We start from the raw sequence: 25,059 nt of genomic DNA on the forward strand, positions 1-25,059 counted from the left end.
AGCCAGAATAAATGAGTCCCTTCGGTAGACGATCATCTGCCGAGGGGACTCTTCTATTAATAGAAGAGATAGGTACTTTTAAGTGCTTACATTACTTTTGGGTTCCTATAGAACTTCTAAGTACGTACTATTCATTTCTCATTGATTGACTCATAATATTGCTTGTCAGCCAAATACTACTTCAGTATGGCGTTATCAATCTCACACATTCTAAGTTCGGAGGTTAGTCGATTATGGCGAAGCATCTGCAAGATACAACCACCCTGCACAACGGTATCAAAATGCCTTGGTTCGGCCTTGGCGTATTTAAAGTAGAAGAAGGTGCAACAACAGTAGAATCAGTCAAAGCCGCGATCAAAAACGGCTACCGCAGCATCGATACAGCCGCAATCTATCAAAACGAAACAGGCGTTGGACAAGGGATCCGCGAAGCGTTGGCCGAGACAGGCCTGTCCCGCGAAGACCTCTTCATCACCTCCAAGGTCTGGAATGCTGATCAGGGCTATGAGTCCACACTGGCTGCTTATGAAGCAAGCTTAGAGAAACTGGGTCTGGACTATCTGGATCTCTATCTCATCCACTGGCCGGTCAAAGGCAAATACAAAGAAACCTGGAAAGCTCTCGAAACCCTCTATAAAGAAGGCCGCGTCAAAGCAATCGGCGTCAGCAACTTCCACATCCACCACCTCGAAGATGTCTTGAAAGATGCGGAAATCAAACCAATGGTCAACCAAGTAGAATACCACCCACAGCTGACGCAAAAAGACCTACTTGCTTACTGCAAAGAGCAAGGTATCCAGTTCGAAGCCTGGTCCCCACTCGCGCAAGGCCAACTCTTGGACAACCCAGTACTAAAAGAAATCGCAGACCACTACGGCAAATCCGTCGCCCAAGTCATCCTCCGCTGGGATCTGCAGCACGGTGTCGTCACCATTCCAAAATCGATCAAAGAAGCGCGTATCATAGAGAACGCTGATATCTTTGATTTCGAGCTGAGCACAGAAGACATGGCCCGCATCGACGGCTTGAACAAAGACCTCCGCGTAGGTCCAGACCCGGATAATTTTGATTTCTAATCGAGATTCATGAAAAATACGCCACTCCCTCGTCTTGATCGGGGAGTGGCGTATTTATTCTTATCCTCTACTTCGAATCAAGCACAAACCGTATCAGCTTCGCCGCCGCATTGGCATTATTCTCTGCCTCAGCACTGGTACTTCCGGTGGCCATCACATAGCCATACCGATGACCCATCGAGAGAGGCGGGGTCAGCAGAGTTCCCTTTTTCGGCTTGATGTAGACATCGAGCACTCCATGACTTTTCTGAGCTTTTTTCTTGCCGGTGACCCGTTGCAGGGTACCTTCCTTAGCCACAGTTACATATCTTGTAAAAACAGGTCGTTCGAATTTCCTAGTCAGATCCGGTTTTTGACCCAGAGCCAGACGCAAGGTCTGTTCCACCAGATTGATACCAAAGCCTTGCTCGATAATCTGGTTCATCGCACCACCCGAGATCCGGGGGTTCATCTCAATCAGCTTCCACTGATCCCGCACCCAGCGTAATTCCAGGTGGCAAGGACCCCGTACCAACCCATGCAGTCGGATAATCGTCTCGGTCGCTTCGCGGATACTTTGGTGGATCGAGTCGGGAAGGTCGAGGAGCAGATTATAACCCATCACGATGAAGCGTTTTTTCTTCACGATGTCTTGTTTGAAGATCGCGACGATATGCACCTCACCGTCGAACACCAATGTTTCTACCAAATACTGGGGTCCATCCAGAAATTCTTCGATCAATATCTTGGTGTCGGGATACTTGCGCTTCAGCGTGCCGATTGAGCGGATCAGTTGATCCTGTGTTTCGGCCTTCAGTACGTCTTTGGACCCTGTAGACTGAGGCGACTTGACCATGAGCGGGAGATTGGCCTTCAGATCGGAGAGAAAAGAAGTGACAGGCTGATTCGCATAGACCATGTAGTACGGGGTATAGGGGGTGTTCTCAAGTGCTTGACGGGAACGAATCTTATCGGACATGACATTCATCGCTTCCCGTGTAAACGAGTACAGTCCCCATTCTTCGGACAACATGGCAGCTGTCGGGCAGTGTGGATCAACAAAGCTGACAATGGCTCTTACTTGTAACCCGTTCCTTTGCAAGCGTCGGATGTCCTGACGCAGGCTGTCGATATCTTCAAGATTCGTCAGCCGCATAAGATGGACATCTGGAAATTGAGTACGTCCCTTGACAAAAGACGGGCGAGCAGTAAACACTACGGTAAAGTAACCGAGGCGTTCTGCCGCCCTTATTGCTTCCCTGCTTGACCCTGATTTTTGAGTTTCCAGAAAAACAATGGTTTCCATACCCTGCGCTCCCCATCTTAACGTAGTGGTTGGTGAGTACTTGCCTACTGTTATCTTATTAAACAATGAGCCAAGATGTATGGGTGTTCGGATGGGGGCAAAGCGTACATTTCTAATAGGTAAGAATCAGTTGTGGTTCATAGCCTGCGTTCTCTCCACCATAGATTTCCAGAACGTCAGAGACTGCATCAGTTGTGGTCACCGCATTCAGACGGAATTGGGTGACACCGGTCTTGTTGATCGCAGACAGGGCTGCCGTGGACAGGGAGACCTCGGTGTAGGCATTGTTGGCGGATGGGACAGTCAGGGTAGCCACTTTAGCAGAGGTGGCAGTGGAGTTGAAATCGCCTTGCTCTACACTGCGGCTGGTGCCGAAGTAGCCGGTTTTGACATCGACTTGCAGATTGCTGACACTGCCAGACAGTGACTTGCGGTAGATACGCAGCTTCGCCGAAGTGATGGTCGCTGTGTCAGGCAGAGCGCTGGTGTCAAAGGAGAGGATGGTGCGGTAGGTGTCGAGGTTATACATGCCCTTGTCACCTGCTTTTTGTACAGTGGAGCTGCTGCCGTCTGCGAGCAGTTGACCAGCGAAGCCATCTTCAGTGCCGATCGATTTGAACGTGGTACCGGTACCCGAGCCTGCGCTGATCGTATAGGTCTGCGTCTTCACGGCTTCGGCATTGCCGGCGGTGTCGACACTGAAGTATTTGAGCGTCGTGTTGGTGCTGATGGAGATCGGTCCGGTGTAGCTTGTGGAGCCTGTAGTTGGGGTGGTGCCATTGGTTGTGTAGTAGGTGGTAGCGTTTTCATTCGCAGTGAGGCTGACAGAGACTGCGCTGGTGTATGTGCCGCCTGCTGGAGAAGCGGTTGTCACAGGTGCTGTTGTATCGGTATCGCCACCACCGCCGCCGCCAGTGCCGTTGAGCGGATGCTCTTGGAAGAACTGCCAGCTCAGTTGGGTAGCATTCGGGCCTTGCGGGTCGGTATAAGAGCCTGCGGTGCTGCCACCGGACCAGGCATGCCCCATTCCGTCGACGATATATTTTTTCATGATAACAAGTCCGGACGCGCTATCTTTATAGACATATTCCTTATAAGTACGTCCACCGGATACAGAGCCGTTGATCGTCGCATCTGCTGTCGCGTCGATGTTGTTGTCGTCTGCACCATCAGATGCTCTGTCATTGGTTTGCGCCCATTGCGCGATGACCTGGTCGCCATTGACTGGATAGACGGTATAGTCGGACGTACCGTGGAAGACGACGACAGGGACGACGCGCTTGTATGCTCCCATCGCAGTATAAGCGAGGTTACCTTGATTGATTGGGTCTGGACCGCCGCTGTTCATTGCGGTGAAAGCATTCGTCATGCTTGTCGCTGCTTTGTATTCCAGTCCGGCACCGACAGCAACCGCTGCGAATACGTCAGGGTAGGTTACGCCCATGATCACAGACATCCCAGCACCAGCGGACAAGCCGCCTACATATACTTTGTTGGCATCGACGCTGTACTGGCTCTTTACTTGATCCACCATGCCAGCGATCAGTGCAGGCTCACCGCTCCCGCGTGATTGATGGGCGGACTCGAACCAGTTCCAGCATTTGTTGGAGTTGGCCGATGAGGTCTGCTCAGGATACATCACGAGGAATTTTTCGGTTTCTGCAAGCGCATTCATTTGTGTCCCAGCCGAAAACTGATCAGGGTCTTGCGTACAGCCGTGCAGCATGACCACAAGCGGGATTGGGGTTCCAGCTACATAGCCATCCGGTACGTACAGCTTGTAGGTACGCCCGTTATACGTTTTTGCGGTGAAGCTTCCTGCTGCGGAGGCATACGGAATCAGCGTCACCATCAAGCCCAGTACGACCAGGCAGGACAGCCATTTTTTCATCGCATTCATGTACGGTCACTCCTTCATTAGATAGAATTGATTTTCCTCTTAACAGAATGCAATTTTCATACCAACTGTGAAAAATGGTAAGATGATCGCCTGCCATGCCGGAATGTCGCTCTCGTGAGACGTTATCCCGTAATAAAATGCGACATGTCTTATTATTTTTCGACAAGCAACCGGCGCGTTTTTTCTGTTGAATAATTTTTCCCTAAAATTAGCAGACTGAGATGGAAGCATGAATCACACCTACATCACAGGACGGAAAAGAGGGACCATCCAATATGGAACAGTTTGGTATGTTGAATGTGATGACTAGTCTGGAACAAAATGCAACCCAGCTCAATCAGATGCTGTCCGGCTCCAACCAACCATACGCCGCACCGATCCTGTCCGTCGCCAACGATGTCAGCCAAATGCTCCCGCAGCTGTCCGGCATGAATCCGAACCGTCAGCAGGTGGATCAGCTCCGACAACAGATCACGGACATGCGGATGGCGATTCAGCAAGCGCACAATGATATCCTGCAGGCAGAAGAGGCTCCCCTGCAAACGTACCGCGACAGCCTCGGTCAGCAAAAAGATGAATTTGAGGGTGCCAGCGCCTTCGCTCAGCCAGGCATGAATGCCACAGCGTATGATGCCTTGCAGACGTTTCGCCAGTCGCGCAAACTCCTTGATTGCCTGGATCAGTTCAACTCAGACCTCATGTCGTTAAGCCAGGGTCTGGAGCATCAGGTTCAGCCGCAAGGTAAGACCCCATCCACCACCAACAGCGATTTTGAGCATGACCCGGCTCCGGTGCTTCCAGACTAAGCCTCCGAGGATCAGGAGGGCCAGATCTGCAAACGCTCTTTGACAAAGCAAGAAGCGCACTGCAATCGGTGCTTAACCAATTGAAGGGATACTTAGAAATCCCAGACCGTTATTTTCCCTAGGAAAAGGCGTTTTTTCCTGTATGAAGACACCCGTACCTGCGCGGGTGTTTTTTTATGTGCAATTTCCTGCATTTATCCATTGATTGTCCGCATAAAATAAAATATATTGTAAGGTAACCCCTCAGTACATGACCCGCCATCTCTCTGCGGTTATTCACTATCACTTCACTGGTTTCCCTGTATGCTTACACCGTATTAGGAAAGAGGGTATCGTCTATGAAAATTGAGATCATTGATCAACATCGTATTTCACTGTTCGTCAACATGGAGGAGCTCTCCAAACGTGGATTCAACTCAGTCAACTATGCACAGAATGTCGAGATCTTAAATGAGATCGTCGATGAGGTGCTGATGTTTGCCTTGAGCACACATGACTTTGAGATTGATCATCCGATTGTCACGGAAGCCACGTATGTTCCAGATGAAGGTACGTATATTCTGGTGACAGCCAAGCCGGAAGAGGATGAGAATGAGGCGGACCGCATTTCGCTGACGATCACGGCTTCTGAGGAGACAGAGGAGGACCCAGACATCATCGTTGAGTTGGATGAGGAAGACAAGTGCTTCATGTTTGCTGATTTCGAAGATGTGATTACAGTGGCACAGCGCCTGCGTTATCTAGAGATGCCTTCGACCGCCCTGTATCATTATCAGAATAAATATATTCTTTATATCTCCAAACAGGATTTTGCTGATGACATTGATTTTGAGGATGTCATGGCGGTGCTTCATGAATATGCACGTCCGACCAAGGTAACCAGCCATGTGCTTGCCGAATACGGACGCGTCATCCTGTCTGAGAAAGCGCTTGCCCAGTTGGTGAGCCATTTTGCGTAACGAACCATCGTCGGTCATACGGTCATGGACACAAAAAGCGGTGTTTCCACCCGGTCGCTCTACTTGCGATCGAAGGGGAAACACCGCTTTTATTATTTGTCCAGAGTGGAAGGGAGTTAACAGCGAAGCATCCTTCGGAAAAATTCGGTGTCGATGATCAAGCCGGGCAATACATGCTGACACAGCGAGACCATCCCGATAATCCCGGCGATCTGCTGTGGTGTGAAGCAAGACGCAAGCTCCTCTTGGCTAATCGTCACCGGATAGGGCATCGTATGGGCCAGACGGATCGACTCGGTGAGCAGCCTGCTGTGCTGAAGCTGATATTCCGGGGTCTGCACGTAAGGCTTGAGATGATCCCAGCTGGTGCCGAGAAATTCAGGATAGTACGCCAAGGCCCGGTAATCACACGCGATATCAAAAGCATGATGGGTTCCTGCTATATCTTCCAGCAGCTCTCTGATCCTGTCTGGGGCTTTGGTCGGATGCATCAGGGGGATCTCGGTATTTCCAGGAAACAAACCAGGTGGGATGGAACCGATTGCATAACCTGTTCCTAATATCGGACGGTTGCCAAGACTCTCCGCCCACGCGCTTGTGATCAACAGCAGCTTCGGATTCACATATTGAAAAGCCGACAAGGTACGCCGGAGCTGATCCAATGTCTCCGAGTCGTAATGACTCCCCCAATCGGAGCCGGGTACCTGCCAGTCGAGAGGGGGGTGGCGAAGCGATTTTGCTGCTTGCTCCATGTGAACCGTCAACATGTTGCCTCTTACCTGCTCCCAAGCCGTTATCAAGAATCGGTCAAAAAGTGCTAAGGATCGAAACAGAAAAGGAACCACAGGTACTTTTAGGACAAACTGAATATCCTGATAGAGACCTGCCAGCTGGCCTTGTGCATCTTCGGGCAAAATCTCAGGGACGCCATAGCGGTCAAGCATTTCGCATACCCCCCTCAAATTTCCAACTGTCTATTGTATGCTAGCATGTGAAGAAAAAGTCTTTTAATAAAAAAGATTTTATGCTTTACGAGAGTATGTAATTGTAATAGAATCTGTCATTGTGTTGCACCGACAATTGATACACGAAAAAGTAGAACAATTTCGAAAGTGAGGAGAAGCTATGAATCTATTCAGGAAGAAGTCGATTGTTGAATTAATCCAATCATCTGAAAATAAAGGCGCTTCCCTAAAAAAAGACCTGGGTGCATTTGATCTGACGATGCTCGGGATCGGAGCCATCATCGGTACAGGTATTTTCGTGTTGACAGGGGTGGCGGCTGCTCACCATGCGGGGCCTGCACTGGTGCTTTCGTTTGTCTTATCTGGATTGGCCTGCGTGTTTGCAGCCTTGTGCTATGCTGAATTCGCCTCTACGGTTCCTGTATCGGGAAGTGCTTATACCTATAGCTATGCGACCTTCGGGGAACTGCTGGCTTGGATTCTTGGCTGGGACTTGATTCTGGAGTACGGTGTAGCAGCCTCAGCGGTAGCAAGCGGTTGGTCCGGTTATTTCCAAGGGCTGATCGGTGGCTTGGGTGTGCATCTGCCGACTGCTCTGACCAGTGCATATGACCCGGCAAAAGGTACCTATATCGACGTGCCGGCGATTGTGATCGTCTTCCTGATTACGCTCTTATTGAACCGTGGTGTCAAGAAGTCTGCTAAGTTCAATACCATCATGGTTTTAATCAAAATAGCGGTTGTCGTTCTGTTTATTGCGGTGGGTGCTTTCTATGTGAAGCCGGAGAACTGGTCACCATTCATGCCGTTTGGTTTCTCAGGGGTAGCGACAGGTGCAGCCACTGTATTCTTCGCTTATATCGGTTTTGACGCGGTATCAACCGCAGCAGAGGAAGTCCGTAATCCTCAGAAGGACATGCCGATTGGGATTATCGCATCTCTTGCCGTATGTACACTGCTCTATATCATCGTATCTTTGATTCTTACCGGTATCGTACCGTATGATCTGCTTGGTGTGAAAAACCCGGTAGCGTTTGCACTGCAATACATCCACCAGGATTGGGTGGCCGGCTTCATCTCTTTGGGGGCGATTGCAGGGATCACGACGGTTCTTCTTGTGTTTCTCTATGGTCAAAGCCGTCTGTTCTACGCGATCAGCCGTGACGGTCTTCTGCCAAAAGTATTCTCACGCGTGAATGAAAAAACACAGACACCGGTTCTCAACTCATGGATCACAGCAGCGTTTGTCATGTTCTTCGCGGGTGTCGTGCCGTTGAATAAGCTGGCAGACCTGACCAGTATCGGTACCCTGTTCGCCTTCATCCTCGTATCCGTCGGGGTCATCGTCATGCGCAAAACCCAGCCAGACTTAAAACGTGCCTTCCGTGTGCCACTCGTACCTCTCATCCCAATCCTCGCAATTCTCTCTTGCGGGTATCTGACCGCACAGCTGCCAAGCACGACTTGGATCGGATTTGGGGTTTGGCTTGTGATCGGACTTGTTATTTATATGGTATATGGCTACCGCAACAGTGGATTGAATCGAAAATAAGCGTGTCTGGTTGTATGTGCAAATAATTAATCTTGCATATGAATAAACAAATATTCGTTTATGAAAGAGTTTTCGGTGTCCCGATAGACCAACCGAAAACTCTTTTTGTTTCCCGGACATTTTTTGGGATGAATCAAAAGAGGTGAAAGAGCGAAAGATAAAACTGCCGATAAATCCTAATAAAATAAACCTGATTGTAGGAACATGGCTGTATTCCAATATGTTATATTTTCAGGTAAAATATAGGTAAAAATGTGGAGGTATTCATATGGACAACTCATTAATCTTTTAATATATCTTAATATTGTTTAATAAAAACGAATAAAAATCTTAATAAAAAATATTTTATACTTTACGATCAAAATGAATTGTAATAGAATTTTCACGTTGGGTTGCGACATCAATCGACAATCTAAAAAGTAAAATAATTTCGAAAGCGGAGGAGAGGCTATGAACCTATTCAGGAAAAAGTCGATTACGGAGTTGATTCAATCATCAGAAAATAAAGGCGCTTCTTTGAAAAAAGAGCTGGGCGCGTTTGATTTAACGATGCTCGGGATTGGGGCCATTATCGGTACAGGTATTTTCGTTTTAACAGGGGTGGCTGCTGCGGAACATGCGGGTCCTGCACTTGTTCTTTCCTTCATCCTATCTGGACTGGCTTGTGTGTTTGCAGCATTGTGCTACGCTGAATTTGCTTCTACCGTACCGGTTTCTGGAAGCGCTTATACTTATAGCTATGCCACATTCGGGGAACTGTTGGCTTGGATTCTCGGATGGGATTTGATATTAGAATACGGGATCGCTGCCTCTGCGGTAGCGAGTGGCTGGTCCGGCTATTTCCAAGGCTTGCTTACCGGCTTTGGTGTGCATATCCCAACTGCACTGACGAGTGCGTATGACCCGGCCAAAGGAACTTATATCGACTTGCCGGCGATTTTGATTGTCCTGTTGATCACGCTCTTGCTGACCCGTGGTGTCAAGAAGTCTGCTGCTTTCAATACCATCATGGTTCTGATCAAGGTAGCGGTTGTTATTCTGTTCATTGTGGTGGGTGTCTTCTATGTGAAGCCTGAAAACTGGACACCGTTCATGCCATTCGGTTTCTCTGGTGTAGCGACTGGTGCTGCAACCGTTTTCTTCGCCTACATCGGTTTTGACGCGGTATCCACCGCTGCGGAAGAAGTACGCAATCCGCAAAAGGACATGCCAATCGGGATTATCACATCCCTCGCTGTGTGTACGATTCTCTACATCATCGTTTCCCTCGTTCTCACCGGTATCGTTCCGTATGACCAACTCGGTGTAAAAAACCCGGTAGCGTTTGCCCTGCAATATATTCACCAAGACTGGGTTGCTGGCTTCATTTCGTTGGGAGCGATTACAGGGATTACCACGGTTCTTCTCGTTATGCTTTATGGCCAAAGCCGTCTGTTCTACGCGATCAGCCGTGACGGTCTTCTGCCAAAAGTTTTCTCACGAGTCAATGAAAAAACACAGACACCTGTCGTTAACTCTTGGATTACCGCATCGTTCGTCATGTTCTTCGCGGGTGTTGTACCATTGAACAAGCTGGCTGAACTGACCAGCATCGGTACTCTGTTTGCCTTCATCGTGGTATCTGTCGGGGTTATCGTCATGCGTAAAACCCAGCCGGACCTGAAGCGTTCCTTCCGCGTACCATTCGTACCTGTGATTCCGATCCTGGCCATCCTCTCTTGCGGATATCTGACTGCACAGTTGCCAAGCACGACTTGGATCGGCTTCGGTGTATGGCTCGTGATCGGACTTGTCATCTACTTCGTATACGGCTACCGTAACAGCGGATTGAACAAACAACAGTAACATACGTCCTTGTATGCACAAATACTGACTTGCATAAAAGCGAAAATGTATTACTGAATAACCAAACAACAGCTACAAAGCCAAAGAGTCTTCGGTGGATCGTAAAGATCCTGCCGAAGACTCTTTTTGAGTTATGCCTTGCCGTTCCACTCTGCATAGAATTGCTCCAAAAACCGCTCCATAAACGCGTGCCGCTCTCCGGCAATCCGCTTGGAGGCTGGCAGATTCATCCGGTCTTTGAGCAGCAGCAGCTTTTCATAAAAGTGGTTGACTGTCGTCGTCCGTGCATTCTTATATTCATCAAAAGACTGGTGCATGACAGGGGAGAGAGTGGGGTTATACATCTCCTGTCCCACATGTCCGCCATAGGCAAAGGTACGGGCCACCCCGATCGCGCCAATCGCATCCAGACGGTCAGCATCCTGCACGACCATACCCTCCCGCGTCAAAGCTGCAACCTCTGTACCTGCCCCTTTAAACGACAGATTGGCGATAATCCCAGAGACATGTCCAATCGTCTCCTCCGCAACGCCAAGCGATTCCAACCATTCACGGGCAACCTGTGGCCCTTTGGTATCGTCTCCACCATGGAACTTGTAATCCGCAATATCATGCAAAAGCGCCGCCAGCTGCACGACAAACAAATCCACGTCTTTTTCCTGCTCTGCGATCAGCAACGCATTTTTCCAGACACGCTCAATGTGCCACCAGTCATGTCCAGAGCCTTCGCCTAGAAAAAGGGAGCGGACGTGTTCGATGGTTTGGGAGATGATACGGTCTTGGGGGGATTGGCTGGAATCTGGGGTGGGAGATGGTTTTTGATTTTGATTTGGGCTTGAATTTGAATTTGGCGTGTATGTCATGTCGTTGTACTCCTTTGTATGGAGAATTTGCTTTTCTATCTTTTTCCCTTTTGATTTTGATTCTACCACCAGTCTACACCCAACAGCTGGCAGGGAGAAGGGGGCTTTACGCGCTTCCCCCACCTTTATAAATCCCACCCAGCCCGGAAAACAGCACGGGGAACACGCTTTTGGATGCAACCTTGAATACATCTTCGAATAACCCTTTGTTGCTTCCAGTTCCCCGTGCTTTTTTCCGGGCGGCCAGTCCCTGCATCCTCGCGGATTTATACCAGTGGGAAAAGCGCGTAAAGCCCCCTTCTCCCGAACCAAAACCGGGAGACAGGGGGCTACTAAAAAAATCATCTATTCATTCTTAATCAAATAAACCATAAACTCCATCGTATCAAACTCGTCTTTTTTCAACTCTTCCAATGCCCATTCAAAATAGCTGGAATTGTGCTCATACAGACGGGAGTAGGAGTAGATCATGTTGATTGCAAGCTCGTGATCCAGCTTTTGATAATAGGCGGAAACCCCGATCAGATGCATTTTGACCAGAGCGTAGTGAAGCACCATCCCCACGTAGTCATCCCATACATCTGATGACATCATGAACGGGAAGAGTCGTGTAAAGGTGTAGTTGACCAGATAGTTCTCCATCAGATACTCATGCTGTTCCATATAAGGTGCATAATACTTCGCATAAGCTTCCTGATATCTGTCGACAGATCCGCTGATCACCTCGTTGATCTGCCTATAATACTGAAAATAACGAGGACTCACTTCCGTTTTCCACTTATTTACATAGTCTGAAGTGAGGGTCTGCAGGATGACGAATTGTGCTTCAGTACGGACAGGTAGATCGGCAAGAGCTTCAAGTACCGAGCCTCCTTGAAGCTCTTCTTTGAAGGAAGCGATGATGTCTGGGATCTCATCCATCTCTTCCAGCTCAATGACAGCAGAGAGCTTGCGGATGAAGACGCCGACGAGAAGCAGACGCTCCGGAATGGTATAAGTGCGGTTCTGCAATAGCTCGATGACAAATTCACGGAGCGGATAGAAATGCTCAGCCAAGCTTTCGTCCTCAAGCTGACGGTCGTAGAAAGACGTGTTGATCTTTTCATCTGTTTTCTCAAATTTCATCCCATCCGGGTTAAGCAAAGCAAGCCTCGCTACCTCTGGACAGGAGATCGCCCCTGACAATTCATAGTCCCCGAAGACGACATTATATTCGCGGGGATAGGTAGAACAGACGTGTGAGAGGAAACGTTCTCCTAATTTTAGTTGGAGTGAGCATAATTTATCCTGATTTAAATGAGGACAATAGCCGTCATGTCCCATTTTAATCGTGGCATATTCGGAAAAAGAGGTTTCCATTTTATTACGGCGAAGAGATTTGTAAATACGGGTTTTGAGCTTCTTATCCTTGAGAGTCTTGTACTTATCGAACGTTTTTTTATCGATCGGCACCGTCCAGCCGAAACAGCAGGTATCCTCACAGGCAGAACCCGTACATGAGAAATTTTTCATATATTCAGGGACAAGATTTAGTCTAGGCATACTACCTCCTCCATTCGACCTCCCTACTTTATCATACGAAAGTAGTAGATCAAACTTATCAAAATTCATATTATTAAAAGAAACAAATGAAAGCCCGTCAAGGAAATGATAATATGTTGCCAAGTAACTTTGTTAAAAAAGTTCAAAATAGTGAAGGGGGGCTTTTGCTTTATGGAAACAAACTTGAACGTGGTTGGTGCCGGACCTCAAGTAATGTCTTCAGTCCCAGAGCAAAAAGAGCTTCAACGAGTTTTAACAACTAGAGATCTCGTCATTTTCGGCATGGTGTTCATGTCTCCCGTCGCAGCACAGATTTTATACGGTTCGTTGGTTCAAGGTTCACAAGGGCATGCCGTGCTCGCCTACCTATTTGGTTTAGTTGCAATGATCTTTACTGCTTATTCTTACGGCAAAATGGCATCGGCTTATCCTTCTGCAGGATCAACTTACGCGTATACGGCGAAAGCCATCCACCCTTATCTTGGTTTCTTATCTGGATGGGCGATTCTCTTAGACTATATGCTGATCCCGATGATCCTGTACAAAACCGGAGCGCTGTTCATGGGGGAACTGATCCCCGGAATCCCGATGTGGGCGATGCTGCTGCTGTTCGTCCTGCCGGTTACCGTCATCAACTACTACGGATCACAGCTCAGCTCCCGATTTAACTTCTGGATGATGATCGTCATGCTGGCCAGTATCGTACTGTTCGTCGGCTATGCGATCGTGGCACTGTCCAATGGAGTAGGGGTGGGGCAAGTCTTCGCTCTGCAAGGCATCTATAATGAAATGACCTTCTCATGGGATGCGCTGATTGCCGGAACATCGATTGCGGTCTTGTCCTATCTCGGGTTTGACGCCGTTACCACGATGGCCGAAGACTCCAGCGTAACAGGCAAAACAATCGGTCGTGCAGCGGTTCTCTCTTGCGTGGCAACTACTCTTGTGTTCATCCCGCAGGTATACTTTGCTATCCTGGTGATTCCTGATTTCAACTCCTTCCAGTCTCCAGACACGGCGTTCTTCGAAGTGGCGACAGCAGTTGGCGGGCCGTTCTTGGCGACCATCGTTACTTTGGTTATCGCCATCTCTGGTATTTCCACCGCACTGGCGGGTCAGGCTTCTGCATCGCGTGTTCTGTTCGGAATGGGCCGTGACCGTGTGCTGCCTGGTTTCCTGGCCATCCTGCACCCGAAACACAAAACACCGATGTATGCCATCCTCGTGATGGGTGTGCTCGGATATATCGGTTCCATCCTGATTGATCTCAACACCTTGTTCCTCATCACCGTATTCGGTGCACTCGTCGGCTTCATCTGCGTCAACCTGTCTGTATTTACCGAGTACTTCATCAAACGGAAAGAACGCACAGGCATGGGGCTGATCACCAACCTGCTTTTCCCGCTGATCGGATTGATTGTCTGCGGTTATATCTTATACGGTATGGATACAATCGGCAAGATGGTAGGTATTGGCTGGCTCGTTATCGGCGCTCTGTTCCTCGCTGCGACGACTGGCGGGTTCAAGCGTTTACCGGGTAAATTCGATCTGTAATTCACAATAAAAGACCCTTTTGGATAGCCAAATCACCTTCACCAAAAGAAGGGGAGAGGAGGGGTTATCCAGAAAGGGTCTTTTCCTTATTACTTATTAATGAACGCTTGGGGTAAGACATATGACGATATCATCACTTGTGTATATCCGATTGTCTACATTCGTACAATCTTACGTCTATAGATCCCGATACGAATCCCGGATCATCAAAAACTCATCCAGATTCTCCAAGAACGCATCCACAAGCACAGGGTCAAAGTGACGGCCGCTCTCTTCCTGGAAAAAGTCCAAAATCCGATCCAGCTGCCAGGCCGGCTTGTAGACCCGTTCGCTGCCGAGTGCATCAAATACGTCGGCTACCGCTGTAATCCGCGCATAGATATGGATGTCATCTCCGGCGATTCCCCGTGGGTAGCCGGTACCGTTCCATTTTTCGTGGTGTTCGTGGGCGACGACGGCGGCGGCCCGCATGATGTGGCGGTGGGAGTTCTTGAGCAGGTTGTAGCCGATGATGGTATGGCGCTTCATGATGTCATATTCTTCATCGGTCAGCTTGCCTGCCTTGTTGAGCACCGAGTCAGGGATTGCGACTTTGCCGATATCGTGCATAGGGGAGACGATCCGTAACAGCTCTGCCTCCTCATCGGACATGCCGATATGACGGGCCAGCAGGTAGGAATACTCGGCGACGCGCTTGACGTGGTTGCCTGTTTCCTTGGAGCGGGTTTCACCGATTTCACCCATGCTAAAAATAATCTCTTTCTGCGTCTCTTCGATCTCATTGGAGAGCATCGCCGCTTCGAGAGATTTACCGGTGTAGGAGGCGGCGAGGGTGAGGTATTCCAAGTCCTTCTGGGTGAAGACGCCGCTTGAGGTACGCTTGTTAATCGCTTGGTATGCGCCCATGATCTGACCTTCGCTATTCTCAAACGGGATGCAGATGATGGACTTGGTGCGGTAGCCAGTCTGACGGTCCACCTCTTGATTGAAGCGGGGGTCCTGATAGGCGTCATCGATGTAGACGGGCGCATGGTTCTGGACGGAGTAGCCGACCACGCCTTTTTGCGCGGGAACACGGATTTCATCGACACCGTGGGCGACCCGTGTCCATAATTCATTGTTCTTTTGATCCAGAATCCACAGGGTGCAACGATCAGCACTGATCAGTTCACGCCCCATGTCGGCCATCAGCATCAACAGCCGATCGAGTTGCTTCTCGGATGCGATTTTGGCTGCGTAGGAAAAGATGACTTTCAGTGTCTGCTCGGGTGTCAAATCATCTTTGATGGTCTGTTGCATGACCATGGTTTCACCTCCAAGTTTTCTTAGGAGAAGGTTAGGGGCTTTGATTGCTGGAGGAGTTTTATCCCGTGTTCGGACAATTCGCCCTCAAAGCGTTCGATCTGATCAGGGACATGCATGGCATAGATTTTATGGTAGACAGAGGGTGGATAGTAGTTGAGCACCTGCTTCAGACTCGCATGCACAGCATTCTTTTCGGAGGAAGGCTCCAAATCATGAAAAATCGCGACGGTCTGTGAATTGATGTGATCCCTCAGTGAGCTTTGTTCGATATGCTTGATGTCACTGGTGAACAGCAGATTGCGCCCGCTGCTGAGGTTGGTAATCTTGAGGGCAAAGCTGTGCATATCAATGCAGTGAAGATCGCTCGTATCAATCATCGTCAGCTCATAATCGTTAATCGTACAGGTATACTCACGGGCGCTGGTGTTGGGGATGATCCGTATCTCACAATAATCGGAAAGATCAAGCCCACTGGTGCATAAGCCGGCACGCAGCACCTGGGTAAACAGTTCCTCTTGGGACTCCATCATGATTAGCATGGGTCTGTACGGCTTGTGCTTCCCGTCTGAAAAATTCCAATAACAGCGCAGGAGCAGCTCCTCCAGCCCGCCCACATGATCAGAATGAAAATGAGTGATGAAGATAGAATCGACTTGCGTGTGGTGGAATCCGGCTTCCTTCAGGCTGTATCGCAGGGTGGTCCCGGCATCCAGCAACAGATTGTGGTCCCCCAGTTGAAACAGGTAGTTATTATGAAAAAAACGGTCGGAGAAGGCTCCCCCGATCCCCAGTGGCGTGACGATCAATGGTTTCACCTCATTTGGTAGACGCCTGTTGGTTTATGTATCCATAACTCTATGGCTATTGTACCAAACTGTCTAGGTCATATCTGCCTGTGGAAGAAAAATTTTCGATAAAAAATTCCGATTAAATTCCAATCTCCTGTATAATATGTAATGTTCGAAAAACTACTTTTTTAGATCAAATGGGGGAGTGAGGATGATTCGTTTGGCCCGTAAGCTTTTGACCCCCGTCCTGCTCGTTCTGGTCATTGGAATGATGTTTCAGTTCAACACCTTCCATATGATGGAGAATACGTACTACGATCAAATGACCAGAGAGGTGCGGGCAGCAGACTCGCAGATCGCGGTAATTGGCGTGGATGAGACGAGCCTGGAGAATATGGGGCGATGGCCGTGGCCAAGGTCGATGCATGCAGATCTGGTGGATCGGCTGACCGAGGCCGGGGCAAAAGGTATTTTTCTTGATTTATTATTTTCAGAGCCTTCGGAAGACAGCGCAGAGGATGAACGCATGCAACAAGCGATCCAGGATCGGCCCCATGTGATCATTCCGAGCGCGTTTTTGTTTGAAGAGAGGCAGGATGTGGAGAACGGGCTTCAATATAAAAGCATCCTTGCGCCGATCTACTCCCTCACTGAAGAGCAGCATGCACACATCAATGTGTTGCCGGACCGTGGCGAAGTCGTGCGGCAGATTCTCTTGGGAGTGCCCATCGAGGGGCAGACATTGATGCCTGCCGTCGATGTGCGGATGGCTAACATGCTGCTGACACCAGATCAGCAGATCAGCTATGCCGATGGAGTCTGGAAGCGAGGTGACCAGGCGCTCGTCACCAATGGTCGCAACCAGGTCTACTTCAGCTATGCCCAGCTGCCGGGGGAATTCGGCCCGGTATCGTACTTTGATGTGTACAATATGGACCCGGATGCGATGCGTGCTTATTTTCAAGATAAGCTGGTGCTGATCGGGCCTTATTCTCTGAGCCTTGGTGACCAATACCTGACACCGATGAGCAGTACGACCAAAATGTATGGGGTCGAGATTCATGCCAACATGATTCAGGCGTTGGTGGAAGGTGCGTTCTATACCGTGGCTGAAGGGGAGAGCGGATGGATTGGCTGGCTGATCATCGCCCTCTTGATCACCGTACCGTACTGGCTGATGCAGAGACTGTCGGCAAAAGGTTCCTTCTTTTTATTTGCCGGGTTGATGATTGGCTATACACTCTTCGTGATCGGTGTGTTTGTCTACGGGAAGCTTCTGCTGCCGTTTACGTATCCGACGATGGCGATTGTCAGTGTCTATGTCTGGTCCGTGGTCAGCCGTTATGTGAGTGAGCGCCGTGAGCGCAACCGTGTGACCTCATTGTTCAGCCGTTATGTGTCCCAACAGGTGGTAGATGAGCTGCTTGCATCCGAAGCGGCACAGAGCCTGGGTGGTACACGCAAACACGTCAGCATCATGTTCGTCGACATCAGGGGCTTCACTACGCTGTCTGAGCAGATCGAGCCAGAAGAAGTGATCGGGGTGCTCAATGAATACCTCGACCTTGGGACGCGCGCGGTGTTTGCCCATGAAGGGACACTGGATAAGTTTATCGGGGACGGCATCATGAGTATTTTTGGTGCGCCCCATACGATTGAAAATCATGCAGAGATGGCGGTTCGTGCCGCACTTGCGATGAAGCGCGGGTCAGCCGAATTGGCAGAGAGATTGAATCAGACTTACGGGTACTCGGTCTCATTTGGGATCGGAATCAATACAGGTGACGCGGTCATCGGTAACATCGGCTCCAAGAACAGGCTTGACTATACCGCAATCGGTGACACCGTCAACATGGCCGCCCGCCTGGAATCCAACTCCAAAGCGGGACAAATTCTGATCAGCCAGTCCACCTATGACCTGGTCAAAGACCTGTTCGAGATTGAGGAACTGGGCGAGATCAAGGTCAAGGGGAAAGAGAAACCCGTCATGGTGTACCAAGTGCAAGGAGAAAAATAAGGAAAGAGGGGATGGAGTTGTCGCGATCATTCATGATGCGGCCTGTGACTCTGCTTCTGCTCATCTGCGCGATGCTAATCACGAGCATCGCGCCGGGGCTGGCTGCCGCTGCAGATACGACGAGGGTCGCCAAGCTGACCAGCCTGAAGGGCACTGTCAATGTGAAAAAGGCTGGCGGGCAGAAGCCGTTCAAAGCGTTTCTCAACATGGCACTGGTCAAAGGCGACACGCTGACCACAGGTGCAGACGGCAGTGGTACACTGACGCTGGACAATGGCAGCAAAGTCAATGTAGGAAGCAACTCGACGATCCTGATCAGCAATCTTGCCACCAATCAGAAAGGCGGCAAGGATACATCGATCAAGGTGGTCAACGGCCAAGTCTGGTCCAAAGTCCAAGGAATCACCAACGCCAACGATAATTATAAGTACGAAACACCCACTGCCGTGATGGGGATTCGCGGAACGCTTTTATTTGTCAAAGCAGAACAAAAACAATCCGGCCTGTGGGTGACAGAAGGCGCGGTAAGTGTCGCCAAGCCGTCGACACCACAGAATCAGTCGTTGGTCATAGCCGATCAGACCGTGCAGGCCAACGCAAGCGGTATCCAAGGATCTGTGATCAATGCCAACCAACTGGTGCAACAGATCGATCCGGGCATCCTGCCTGCGGCGACGCAAGATATTATTCAGGCCGTCTATGAAATCAAAAACAACCAAGCGCCGGTTGGTACGGGCAAAGGGCTTGCCAACAAGTTTTTGGAACAGGCCGAAGCTTTCGTTAACGAGGCGAAAAAGAAAGACCCGCAGATTCCTGTACCGCCTGACTTTTCACAAGTAGTTAAGGATGTCAGTACGAAGATTCAAGAGCATCTGAAAAACAATCCAAATCCACCTGGTGTCACACCACCAGCCCAAGTGCCGACGACCACTCCTCCGGGAACCCAACCACCAGCCACTCCACCCGGCAATGGCGGTTCGGGGGGCGGCGGTAACAGCGGCGGGGGAGGAGGAGGCGGTGGTGGCGGCGGAAGTGAACGTCCAACCATCACAGGACTCCTTGTCAACTCTTCCCGATCTGTACTGAACACAGGCGATAGAGAAGTGTTCTCCGCTGTTGCGGCATTCAGCGATGGCACGAGCCAAGAAGTATCGAATCGGGCGACATGGAGCACCTCCAATTCCGAGATTGCCACGATCAGTCCAAATGGAGTTTTGCAAGCCAATAAAGCGGGTCAGGTGACTGTCACCGCTCTGTACCAGAATAAACTCGCAAGCAAGACCATCACGATCCAAGAAGTGGTGCAGCGACTCTCGATCAGTCCGAACCAAGCGACCCTTCAACGGGGTGAGCAGCAAGCCTTCAGCCTGACGCTCACTCACCCGAACGGCACGGAAAAAGATGTAACCAATCAAGCACGCTGGTCCGTCTCCGACCCGGAAGTGGCGAATGTGTCCAAGGCAGGTGTGGTCACCGCGAAAAAAGCGGGCAAGTCCACCACGGTGACCGCTGTATATCAGGGTCTGCAAGCGACGGCCACTATCAACGTGCATGCACCGGAAGTAACGGTGAAGGGCCTCAGCATCAGCCCGCAAGAAGCAACGATGCTAATTGGGGAGGGCACCTCCCTGCGGGTGAGCGCCACCTATTCAGATGAGACCCAGCAGGATGTCACCCGCGAGGCAAGCTGGAGCGTGGCTGACCCGTCTGTAGCGACTATCTCACAGAGTGGGGGAGCACGTGGTCTGGCAGCAGGCTCCACCACCGTCACAGCCACTCTCGGCGACAAAACGGCAACAGCCCGTCTGGTTGTAGCGGCTCCGCCTACACAGCCACCTGTGCAGGAGCCTACCGTGGAGACGGTAGATGTAGATGTTGCCCCAGACAAGACCGTGACGATCAGCGGTACAGCCAGCGACTCTGAGGCGGTCATCATCACCCTGATCAACGGAGGAACAGAAGTAAGCCATACCGTCCAAGTGGTGAATGGCAGCTTTACCTTCACTTCTGCCACACTTCAATCAGGCAACTGGAGCTACAAAATTGAAGCGGTCAAAGGAACAACCCGCTCCAAGCCCAAAACAGGTGTGGTTGACCTGACAGCACCGATTGTCCATGGCATCATGACCGCCATCGACGATACGCATCTCAAGCTTACTTTTAATGAAACACTCGACAAGGCCTCCGCCGAGACGGCTGTCAACTATACACTCGGCGGTACAGGCGGCCTCAGTGGTCACCCAAGTGCAGCGGTGCTTGACGCCAATGGCAATGGTGTCCTCCTGACGATCCCGTCACTGGCCGCAATCATGGGCGGCACAACCGTCACCGTCACGGTGCAGGGTGTCAAGGATGTGGCAGGCAACTCAATCACTGTTGGCCAAAACAAAGCGATCTACACCAAGCCTGCTGATGAGACAGAGATTGATTTTGTCATCAAAGGTACGCCAGCCACAGATGGGAACGCCTCGATTGAGCTTGCTTACCAACCTGCTGGCTCGATCGGCTACGAACCGATTCCGCTCAACTACCATACCAGCGTAGAGGCGGGAGAGGTGCATATCCGTCTGGAGAATCCGACCATCAGCGCTGACCGTTATCACGTGATGATTACAACCAATGGATATGTGTTCACACGGGTACTGTCAGCAGCGGAGCTGAATGAACCAGTCGTATTTACCGCAGACGCGACCTATGTTCCGCTCCATATTCAGATCGCGCAGGCAGGCAATACACTCAGCTTCCAAAAAATCGGCCTGTATGCAGTGGATACCCAAGGCTACTCGACAGTCGGTCTGACCGTGCCATTCGGGGTCCGTGTACAGCCAGGAGCGTATAATCTGCAAATCAATGCAAAAACAGCCAATGCGCTCTACCAGCTCTATAAAATCGGTGCGGTGATTGACAGCAGTCATCCTCTGTTGAATGTGTACGCAGCGGAAATGGCGGAAGTGACGCTGGATATGACCAATTGGGCAGAGGTTCCATTCACGCTAGATGGGGTGGCTGCCCTGCCGGAGACCCATCATTTCAGCAGAACGTACGAGACGTATGCAGAGGGTGGCGAGTACAGCAAGCTTTATCTGAGCAAAAATGCTTATGATGACCTCTTGCTCAGCTACCAAACCGAGGAAGGCTACCGCTATACCTATAGCGTGCCAGACCTGCTCGCTAACCAGAATCAGACGATCTCGCTGAGTAATCATCTCCGTGTCGTCGCGAAGTGGCGCAACGGCATCAACTTACCAGACCTGCTCGAATTCGGGCTTCGTCTCAATCCGGATGTACCACTGGGGAATTTCGCAGAGGTACTGGCGATTCAGGACGAATACGGACACAATCTGATTCGGATGACCGAGCCAGAGGGCGGTATGCTGAATGGTTCTGTTGAGATCATGACCGAGACCGAAGACAGATTCAGCCGCGATCTTCGTGGCTTTGATTACAGCCAAGTGAAGCTGGCCGATGTGTTAGCAGATGTGAATGGATTAATCAGGCTTAGATTGCTGATGGAACAAGGGCCGATTCCGGTCTTCCCGTATTCTACGATTGTCGTGGTGGAAGACGGTGAACTGCCACCACCGCAGGGACTGCCTGTGATCGAGACCACAGAGGTTCTAACCAATATGGACGGCACGGTCACCTTCACAGGGACGACCACCAACACGCAGAAAGTAGAAATCGCACTCACCACCGGCGGCCACACCAGCTATGAGCTTGTGTATACCGAAAACGATACCTTCACCTACACCACCCCGGTGCTGGCAGAAGCCAATTATGCCTACGAGATCATCGGTTACCAAGGCGAAGATCGCTCCGAACCGAAATCGGGAATGATCGACCTGCTCCGTCCAAGTGTGAACAGACAGCTTACGGTCATCGACGATACGCATGTGAAGCTGACCTACTCCGAGCCAGTCGATGAGACAACCGCGCTCCCTGCAACGAACTATTCGGTTACCATTCAGGGAGCAAACGGAAGTATGACAGCGGATGCGAACGATGTCGGTATCTCTTCCGATCTGACACAGGTCACCCTGACGATTCCATCTATGTCCTCAATGGGGGAACTGCAGAAGCTGACGGTCGTAGTCCAGCATGTCAAAGACAAAGCAGGCCACACCATCGGTACACAGAACGAGGCTGTCTATCCATACAACATCGAGGTGCCGGAGAATGAAGCATGGTTCGTGATCAAAGGCACACCAGCGCTCACAAACCAAGCCGACATCAACGTGACGTATAAAAATGACAGCGGAGATTATGACACGCTCCCAGGAGCTGCTGTGACGACTCTGGAGAATGGCGAAGTGCACGTGAGAGTCGACCGCAGTGCATGGAACAGCCTAGAGGTGACTACCTTCCATACAGCCATCCTGACTAATGGATATCTGTTCCACCGTGATGTGGATGTGACTGCATTGGCCAGTCCGGTTGTTTTTGAAGTGGATGAGACCTATCTGCCGTTCGCATTGAGCGTCGAGGGTGACAGCGGAACGGTCGTCACCAGTCATTACTCGGTCAACATTCCAGATGCGGCAGGCTACGCCAAGACGGAGCTGCTGATCCCGGCAGGTACCAAGGTTCCAGCAGGGACTTACAATGTCCACGCTGGATTCCATACCGATTCCAATGCGTATCAGGTATACAAACTCGGCGGAGTGATCGACAGCACGCATCCAACCATCGAGATCACTCAAGCAGAACTGGCTGAAGTAACATTGAACCTGAACAATACGAGCGGTGTGCCAATGACACTGGGAGGAGTGGAAGTTCTTCCGTTCTACCGGAATCAATTCCGCCAGCCGTATGTCCTCTCATTGGAAGGGGTCACCTTCGACAAGCTGTTCATCTCTGATGGATACTATCCAACATTCAATGCCTACTACAGATCAGAGGACGGCTACCAATACCGGTTCCAAAAAAGCTATGCCAGCCTTCAGGAACTGTTCGTGATGAACATGGATACCGATTTTGCCATCCATGCTGATTGGTACCCAGGCGGCAACATCGCGGGCCACGTGGCGAACACTGCGATTACGCCGGATACCACCGCGTCAACCATTCCATATAACGTGAATCCGAGCGACCCACTCGATCGTTTCTCTGACATTTACGTCATGGATGGTTACATGAACCATCTGACACTCACCACACCACAGGACACCGACGTACTGGCAAAAGCGGCCCTTCAGGCGGATGGGCAGGTTTATTCAAAAGAATTGTCCTATGCTGATTTTGGGACTATCACCTTCGGAGATCTGGCTCCGGGAGTAAGCGGCTATGCTGTACTGACTCTCAAAGTGCTGGAAGGTCCGATTGAGGTTGAGGAATACAGCACTCCGCTCTTCATCGAGGCAGATGGTGGTGAGCTGCCGATTCTCTACCTCTATAACCCTGAATACCCAATCGAGGTGACCGTAGGGGAGACCAAGCAGCTTCAGCTTCACAAAATGCTGGCAAATGAATCGAACGAACCAGTCAACAGCAGTGAGGTTGTCTGGACCAGTGACTCACCTGAGATTGCCACGGTAGATGCTAATGGCGTCGTGACCGGAATCGCTTCGGGTACGGCCTTGATCCATGGGTCTTATGAGGGACATTCCTGGGAGGGGGATATCACTGTCACAGAAGCGGGGCCACCGGATGATTCTGACTCTGTGACATTTGACTCCCTGTCCGCAAGCAACCCTTATACAACCGCATTCTCCGACTACACACTGGGGCTTACAACCAGCTCTACAGGTGAGTTGGAGTCGGGTTCCTCGATCGTTGTCGAGCTGGTCTCAGGTGATTATTTCCGTGAAGATGTAAGGGCACAGGTCAACGGCGTTACTGCTGATGTCGGACGCGATCCATACAGCTTATCGATTCTAGTGCCGCCGACGGTCTCGATCGGAGCGAATGAGTCCTTTACCGTGACCATCAGCAATGTGGTACATGATGCGACCCCGAACAATATCTCATGGCGCGCCGCAACCAGTGCTGATACGACTGCGGCCACCAAAGAGCTTATGATCGAACCATCCAGCTCAGATGACACGGATAGCCTGAACGATGCACATTCGATGCTGGAGATTGATTTTAACGGAAGCGACACAGCAGATAGTGTCACCCAGGATGTCTATCTGCCAAGCACAGGGGAGGCAGGTACCAGCATCACTTGGTACTCAACCGAGCCGACTGGCATGGACAGCGCAGGTCACATCTTCCGTCCGGCCTATGGTCAATCCGATGTGCCTGTCTTACTGAAAGCATTCCTCACACGGGGAACCGCAGGGATGACCAAGGAATTTTACCTGACCGTCAAACCTGTCACGGAAGCAGAAGCGATTGAAGAAGCGAAGAATGCACTCACGATTCCTGTGAATCTGGATGCCGTATTTGAGAATCTCGAACTGCCACTGACAGGACACTACGGATCGACAATCACTTGGGAATCCTCGGATGATGGGATCATCTCCATTGGCGGCATCGTCATCCGTCATGCCCTGCTTGACGTTAATGTGACTCTGACAGCTACGATTCAGTTGGGAGACAGCACCGTTACCAAGACATTTAACGTGAAAGTTCTGAGTCTTATTTCGATCTGATCAACTAAC

At 50.4% G+C, this 25,059-nt stretch carries 15 protein-coding genes; 8 read left to right on the forward strand and 7 right to left on the reverse strand.

Translation table 11 applies throughout. The annotated features are described in order from the left end of the window. The first annotated feature begins 233 nt into the window (after nucleotides 1–233). Entirely contained in the window at nucleotides 234–1,076 is an 843-nt protein-coding gene (gene pgoN / locus FGI41_RS13875) for a glyoxal/methylglyoxal reductase (protein ID WP_139490904.1), read from the forward strand. A gap of 67 nt (nucleotides 1,077–1,143) precedes the next feature. Here pgoN and FGI41_RS13880 read toward each other — a convergent pair whose 3' ends face one another. Next, nucleotides 1,144–2,361 carry an ATP-grasp domain-containing protein gene (locus FGI41_RS13880; RefSeq protein WP_139490906.1) on the reverse strand — a complete coding sequence of 406 codons (1,218 nt, stop codon included), beginning with the start codon at nucleotides 2,359–2,361 and terminating at the stop codon, nucleotides 1,144–1,146. Nucleotides 2,362–2,473: 112 nt separating this feature from the next. Further along, nucleotides 2,474–4,261, reverse strand: a complete 1,788-nt coding sequence (locus tag FGI41_RS13885) for an extracellular catalytic domain type 1 short-chain-length polyhydroxyalkanoate depolymerase (RefSeq protein WP_255298463.1) — start codon at nucleotides 4,259–4,261, stop codon at nucleotides 2,474–2,476. A gap of 275 nt (nucleotides 4,262–4,536) precedes the next feature. Here FGI41_RS13885 and FGI41_RS13890 point away from each other — a divergent pair, with 275 nt between their 5' ends. Together FGI41_RS13890 and FGI41_RS13895 are read left to right on the forward strand one after the other, a co-directional pair. Further along, on the forward strand, nucleotides 4,537–5,067 hold the full coding sequence (locus FGI41_RS13890) for a hypothetical protein (RefSeq protein ID WP_139490908.1): 531 nt from the start codon (nucleotides 4,537–4,539) through the stop codon (nucleotides 5,065–5,067). A gap of 338 nt (nucleotides 5,068–5,405) precedes the next feature. After that, entirely contained in the window at nucleotides 5,406–6,026 is a 621-nt protein-coding gene (locus FGI41_RS13895) for an adaptor protein MecA (protein WP_139490910.1), read from the forward strand. 116 nt (nucleotides 6,027–6,142) lie between these two features. On the opposite strand, the gene FGI41_RS13900 is transcribed toward FGI41_RS13895, so the two are convergent. Continuing rightward, nucleotides 6,143–6,970 (reverse strand): halocarboxylic acid dehydrogenase DehI family protein, encoded by an 828-nt coding sequence (locus tag FGI41_RS13900; RefSeq protein WP_139490912.1) that lies wholly within the window; start codon nucleotides 6,968–6,970, stop codon nucleotides 6,143–6,145. 181 nt (nucleotides 6,971–7,151) lie between these two features. On the opposite strand from FGI41_RS13900, the gene bcaP (FGI41_RS13905) reads away from it, so the two are divergent. Both bcaP (FGI41_RS13905) and bcaP (FGI41_RS13910) read left to right on the forward strand, forming a co-directional pair. Next, nucleotides 7,152–8,543, forward strand: a complete 1,392-nt coding sequence (gene bcaP, locus FGI41_RS13905) for a branched-chain amino acid transporter BcaP (protein WP_139490914.1) — start codon at nucleotides 7,152–7,154, stop codon at nucleotides 8,541–8,543. Nucleotides 8,544–8,993: 450 nt separating this feature from the next. Next, complete coding sequence (gene bcaP / locus FGI41_RS13910; protein WP_139490916.1) at nucleotides 8,994–10,388, forward strand: branched-chain amino acid transporter BcaP; 1,395 nt, start codon at nucleotides 8,994–8,996, stop codon at nucleotides 10,386–10,388. Between the two features lie 131 nt (nucleotides 10,389–10,519). Here bcaP (FGI41_RS13910) and FGI41_RS13915 read toward each other — a convergent pair whose 3' ends face one another. Both FGI41_RS13915 and fliB read right to left on the reverse strand, forming a co-directional pair. After that, complete coding sequence (locus FGI41_RS13915; protein WP_139490918.1) at nucleotides 10,520–11,251, reverse strand: HD domain-containing protein; 732 nt, start codon at nucleotides 11,249–11,251, stop codon at nucleotides 10,520–10,522. A 345-nt stretch (nucleotides 11,252–11,596) separates the two neighbouring features. Beyond that, nucleotides 11,597–12,793 carry a flagellin lysine-N-methylase gene (gene fliB / locus FGI41_RS13920; RefSeq protein ID WP_139490920.1) on the reverse strand — a complete coding sequence of 399 codons (1,197 nt, stop codon included), beginning with the start codon at nucleotides 12,791–12,793 and terminating at the stop codon, nucleotides 11,597–11,599. Nucleotides 12,794–12,964: 171 nt separating this feature from the next. Here fliB and FGI41_RS13925 point away from each other — a divergent pair, with 171 nt between their 5' ends. Beyond that, a complete protein-coding gene (locus tag FGI41_RS13925) occupies nucleotides 12,965–14,347 on the forward strand; it encodes an APC family permease (protein ID WP_255298464.1) in 1,383 nt (460 codons plus the stop codon). 177 nt (nucleotides 14,348–14,524) lie between these two features. Here the strand turns inward: FGI41_RS13925 and FGI41_RS13930 are convergent, their stop codons facing one another. Together FGI41_RS13930 and FGI41_RS13935 are read right to left on the reverse strand one after the other, a co-directional pair. Further along, nucleotides 14,525–15,652, reverse strand: a complete 1,128-nt coding sequence (locus tag FGI41_RS13930) for an HD domain-containing phosphohydrolase (protein ID WP_139490922.1) — start codon at nucleotides 15,650–15,652, stop codon at nucleotides 14,525–14,527. Nucleotides 15,653–15,672: 20 nt separating this feature from the next. Further along, nucleotides 15,673–16,467 (reverse strand): MBL fold metallo-hydrolase, encoded by a 795-nt coding sequence (locus FGI41_RS13935; RefSeq protein WP_139490923.1) that lies wholly within the window; start codon nucleotides 16,465–16,467, stop codon nucleotides 15,673–15,675. A 184-nt stretch (nucleotides 16,468–16,651) separates the two neighbouring features. Between FGI41_RS13935 and FGI41_RS13940 the strand changes: the two genes are divergently transcribed. Both FGI41_RS13940 and FGI41_RS13945 read left to right on the forward strand, forming a co-directional pair. Then, on the forward strand, nucleotides 16,652–18,457 hold the full coding sequence (locus FGI41_RS13940) for a CHASE2 domain-containing protein (protein ID WP_139490925.1): 1,806 nt from the start codon (nucleotides 16,652–16,654) through the stop codon (nucleotides 18,455–18,457). A gap of 17 nt (nucleotides 18,458–18,474) precedes the next feature. Beyond that, the gene (locus FGI41_RS13945) at nucleotides 18,475–25,050 is read left to right on the forward strand and encodes an immunoglobulin-like domain-containing protein (protein WP_176560272.1); all 6,576 of its coding nucleotides are present in this window, start codon (nucleotides 18,475–18,477) and stop codon (nucleotides 25,048–25,050) included. Nucleotides 25,051–25,059 lie beyond the last annotated feature (9 nt).

Source organism: Brevibacillus dissolubilis, assembly GCF_006170445.1.
GTDB classification, from domain to species: Bacteria; Bacillota; Bacilli; order Brevibacillales; family Brevibacillaceae; genus Brevibacillus_B; species Brevibacillus_B dissolubilis.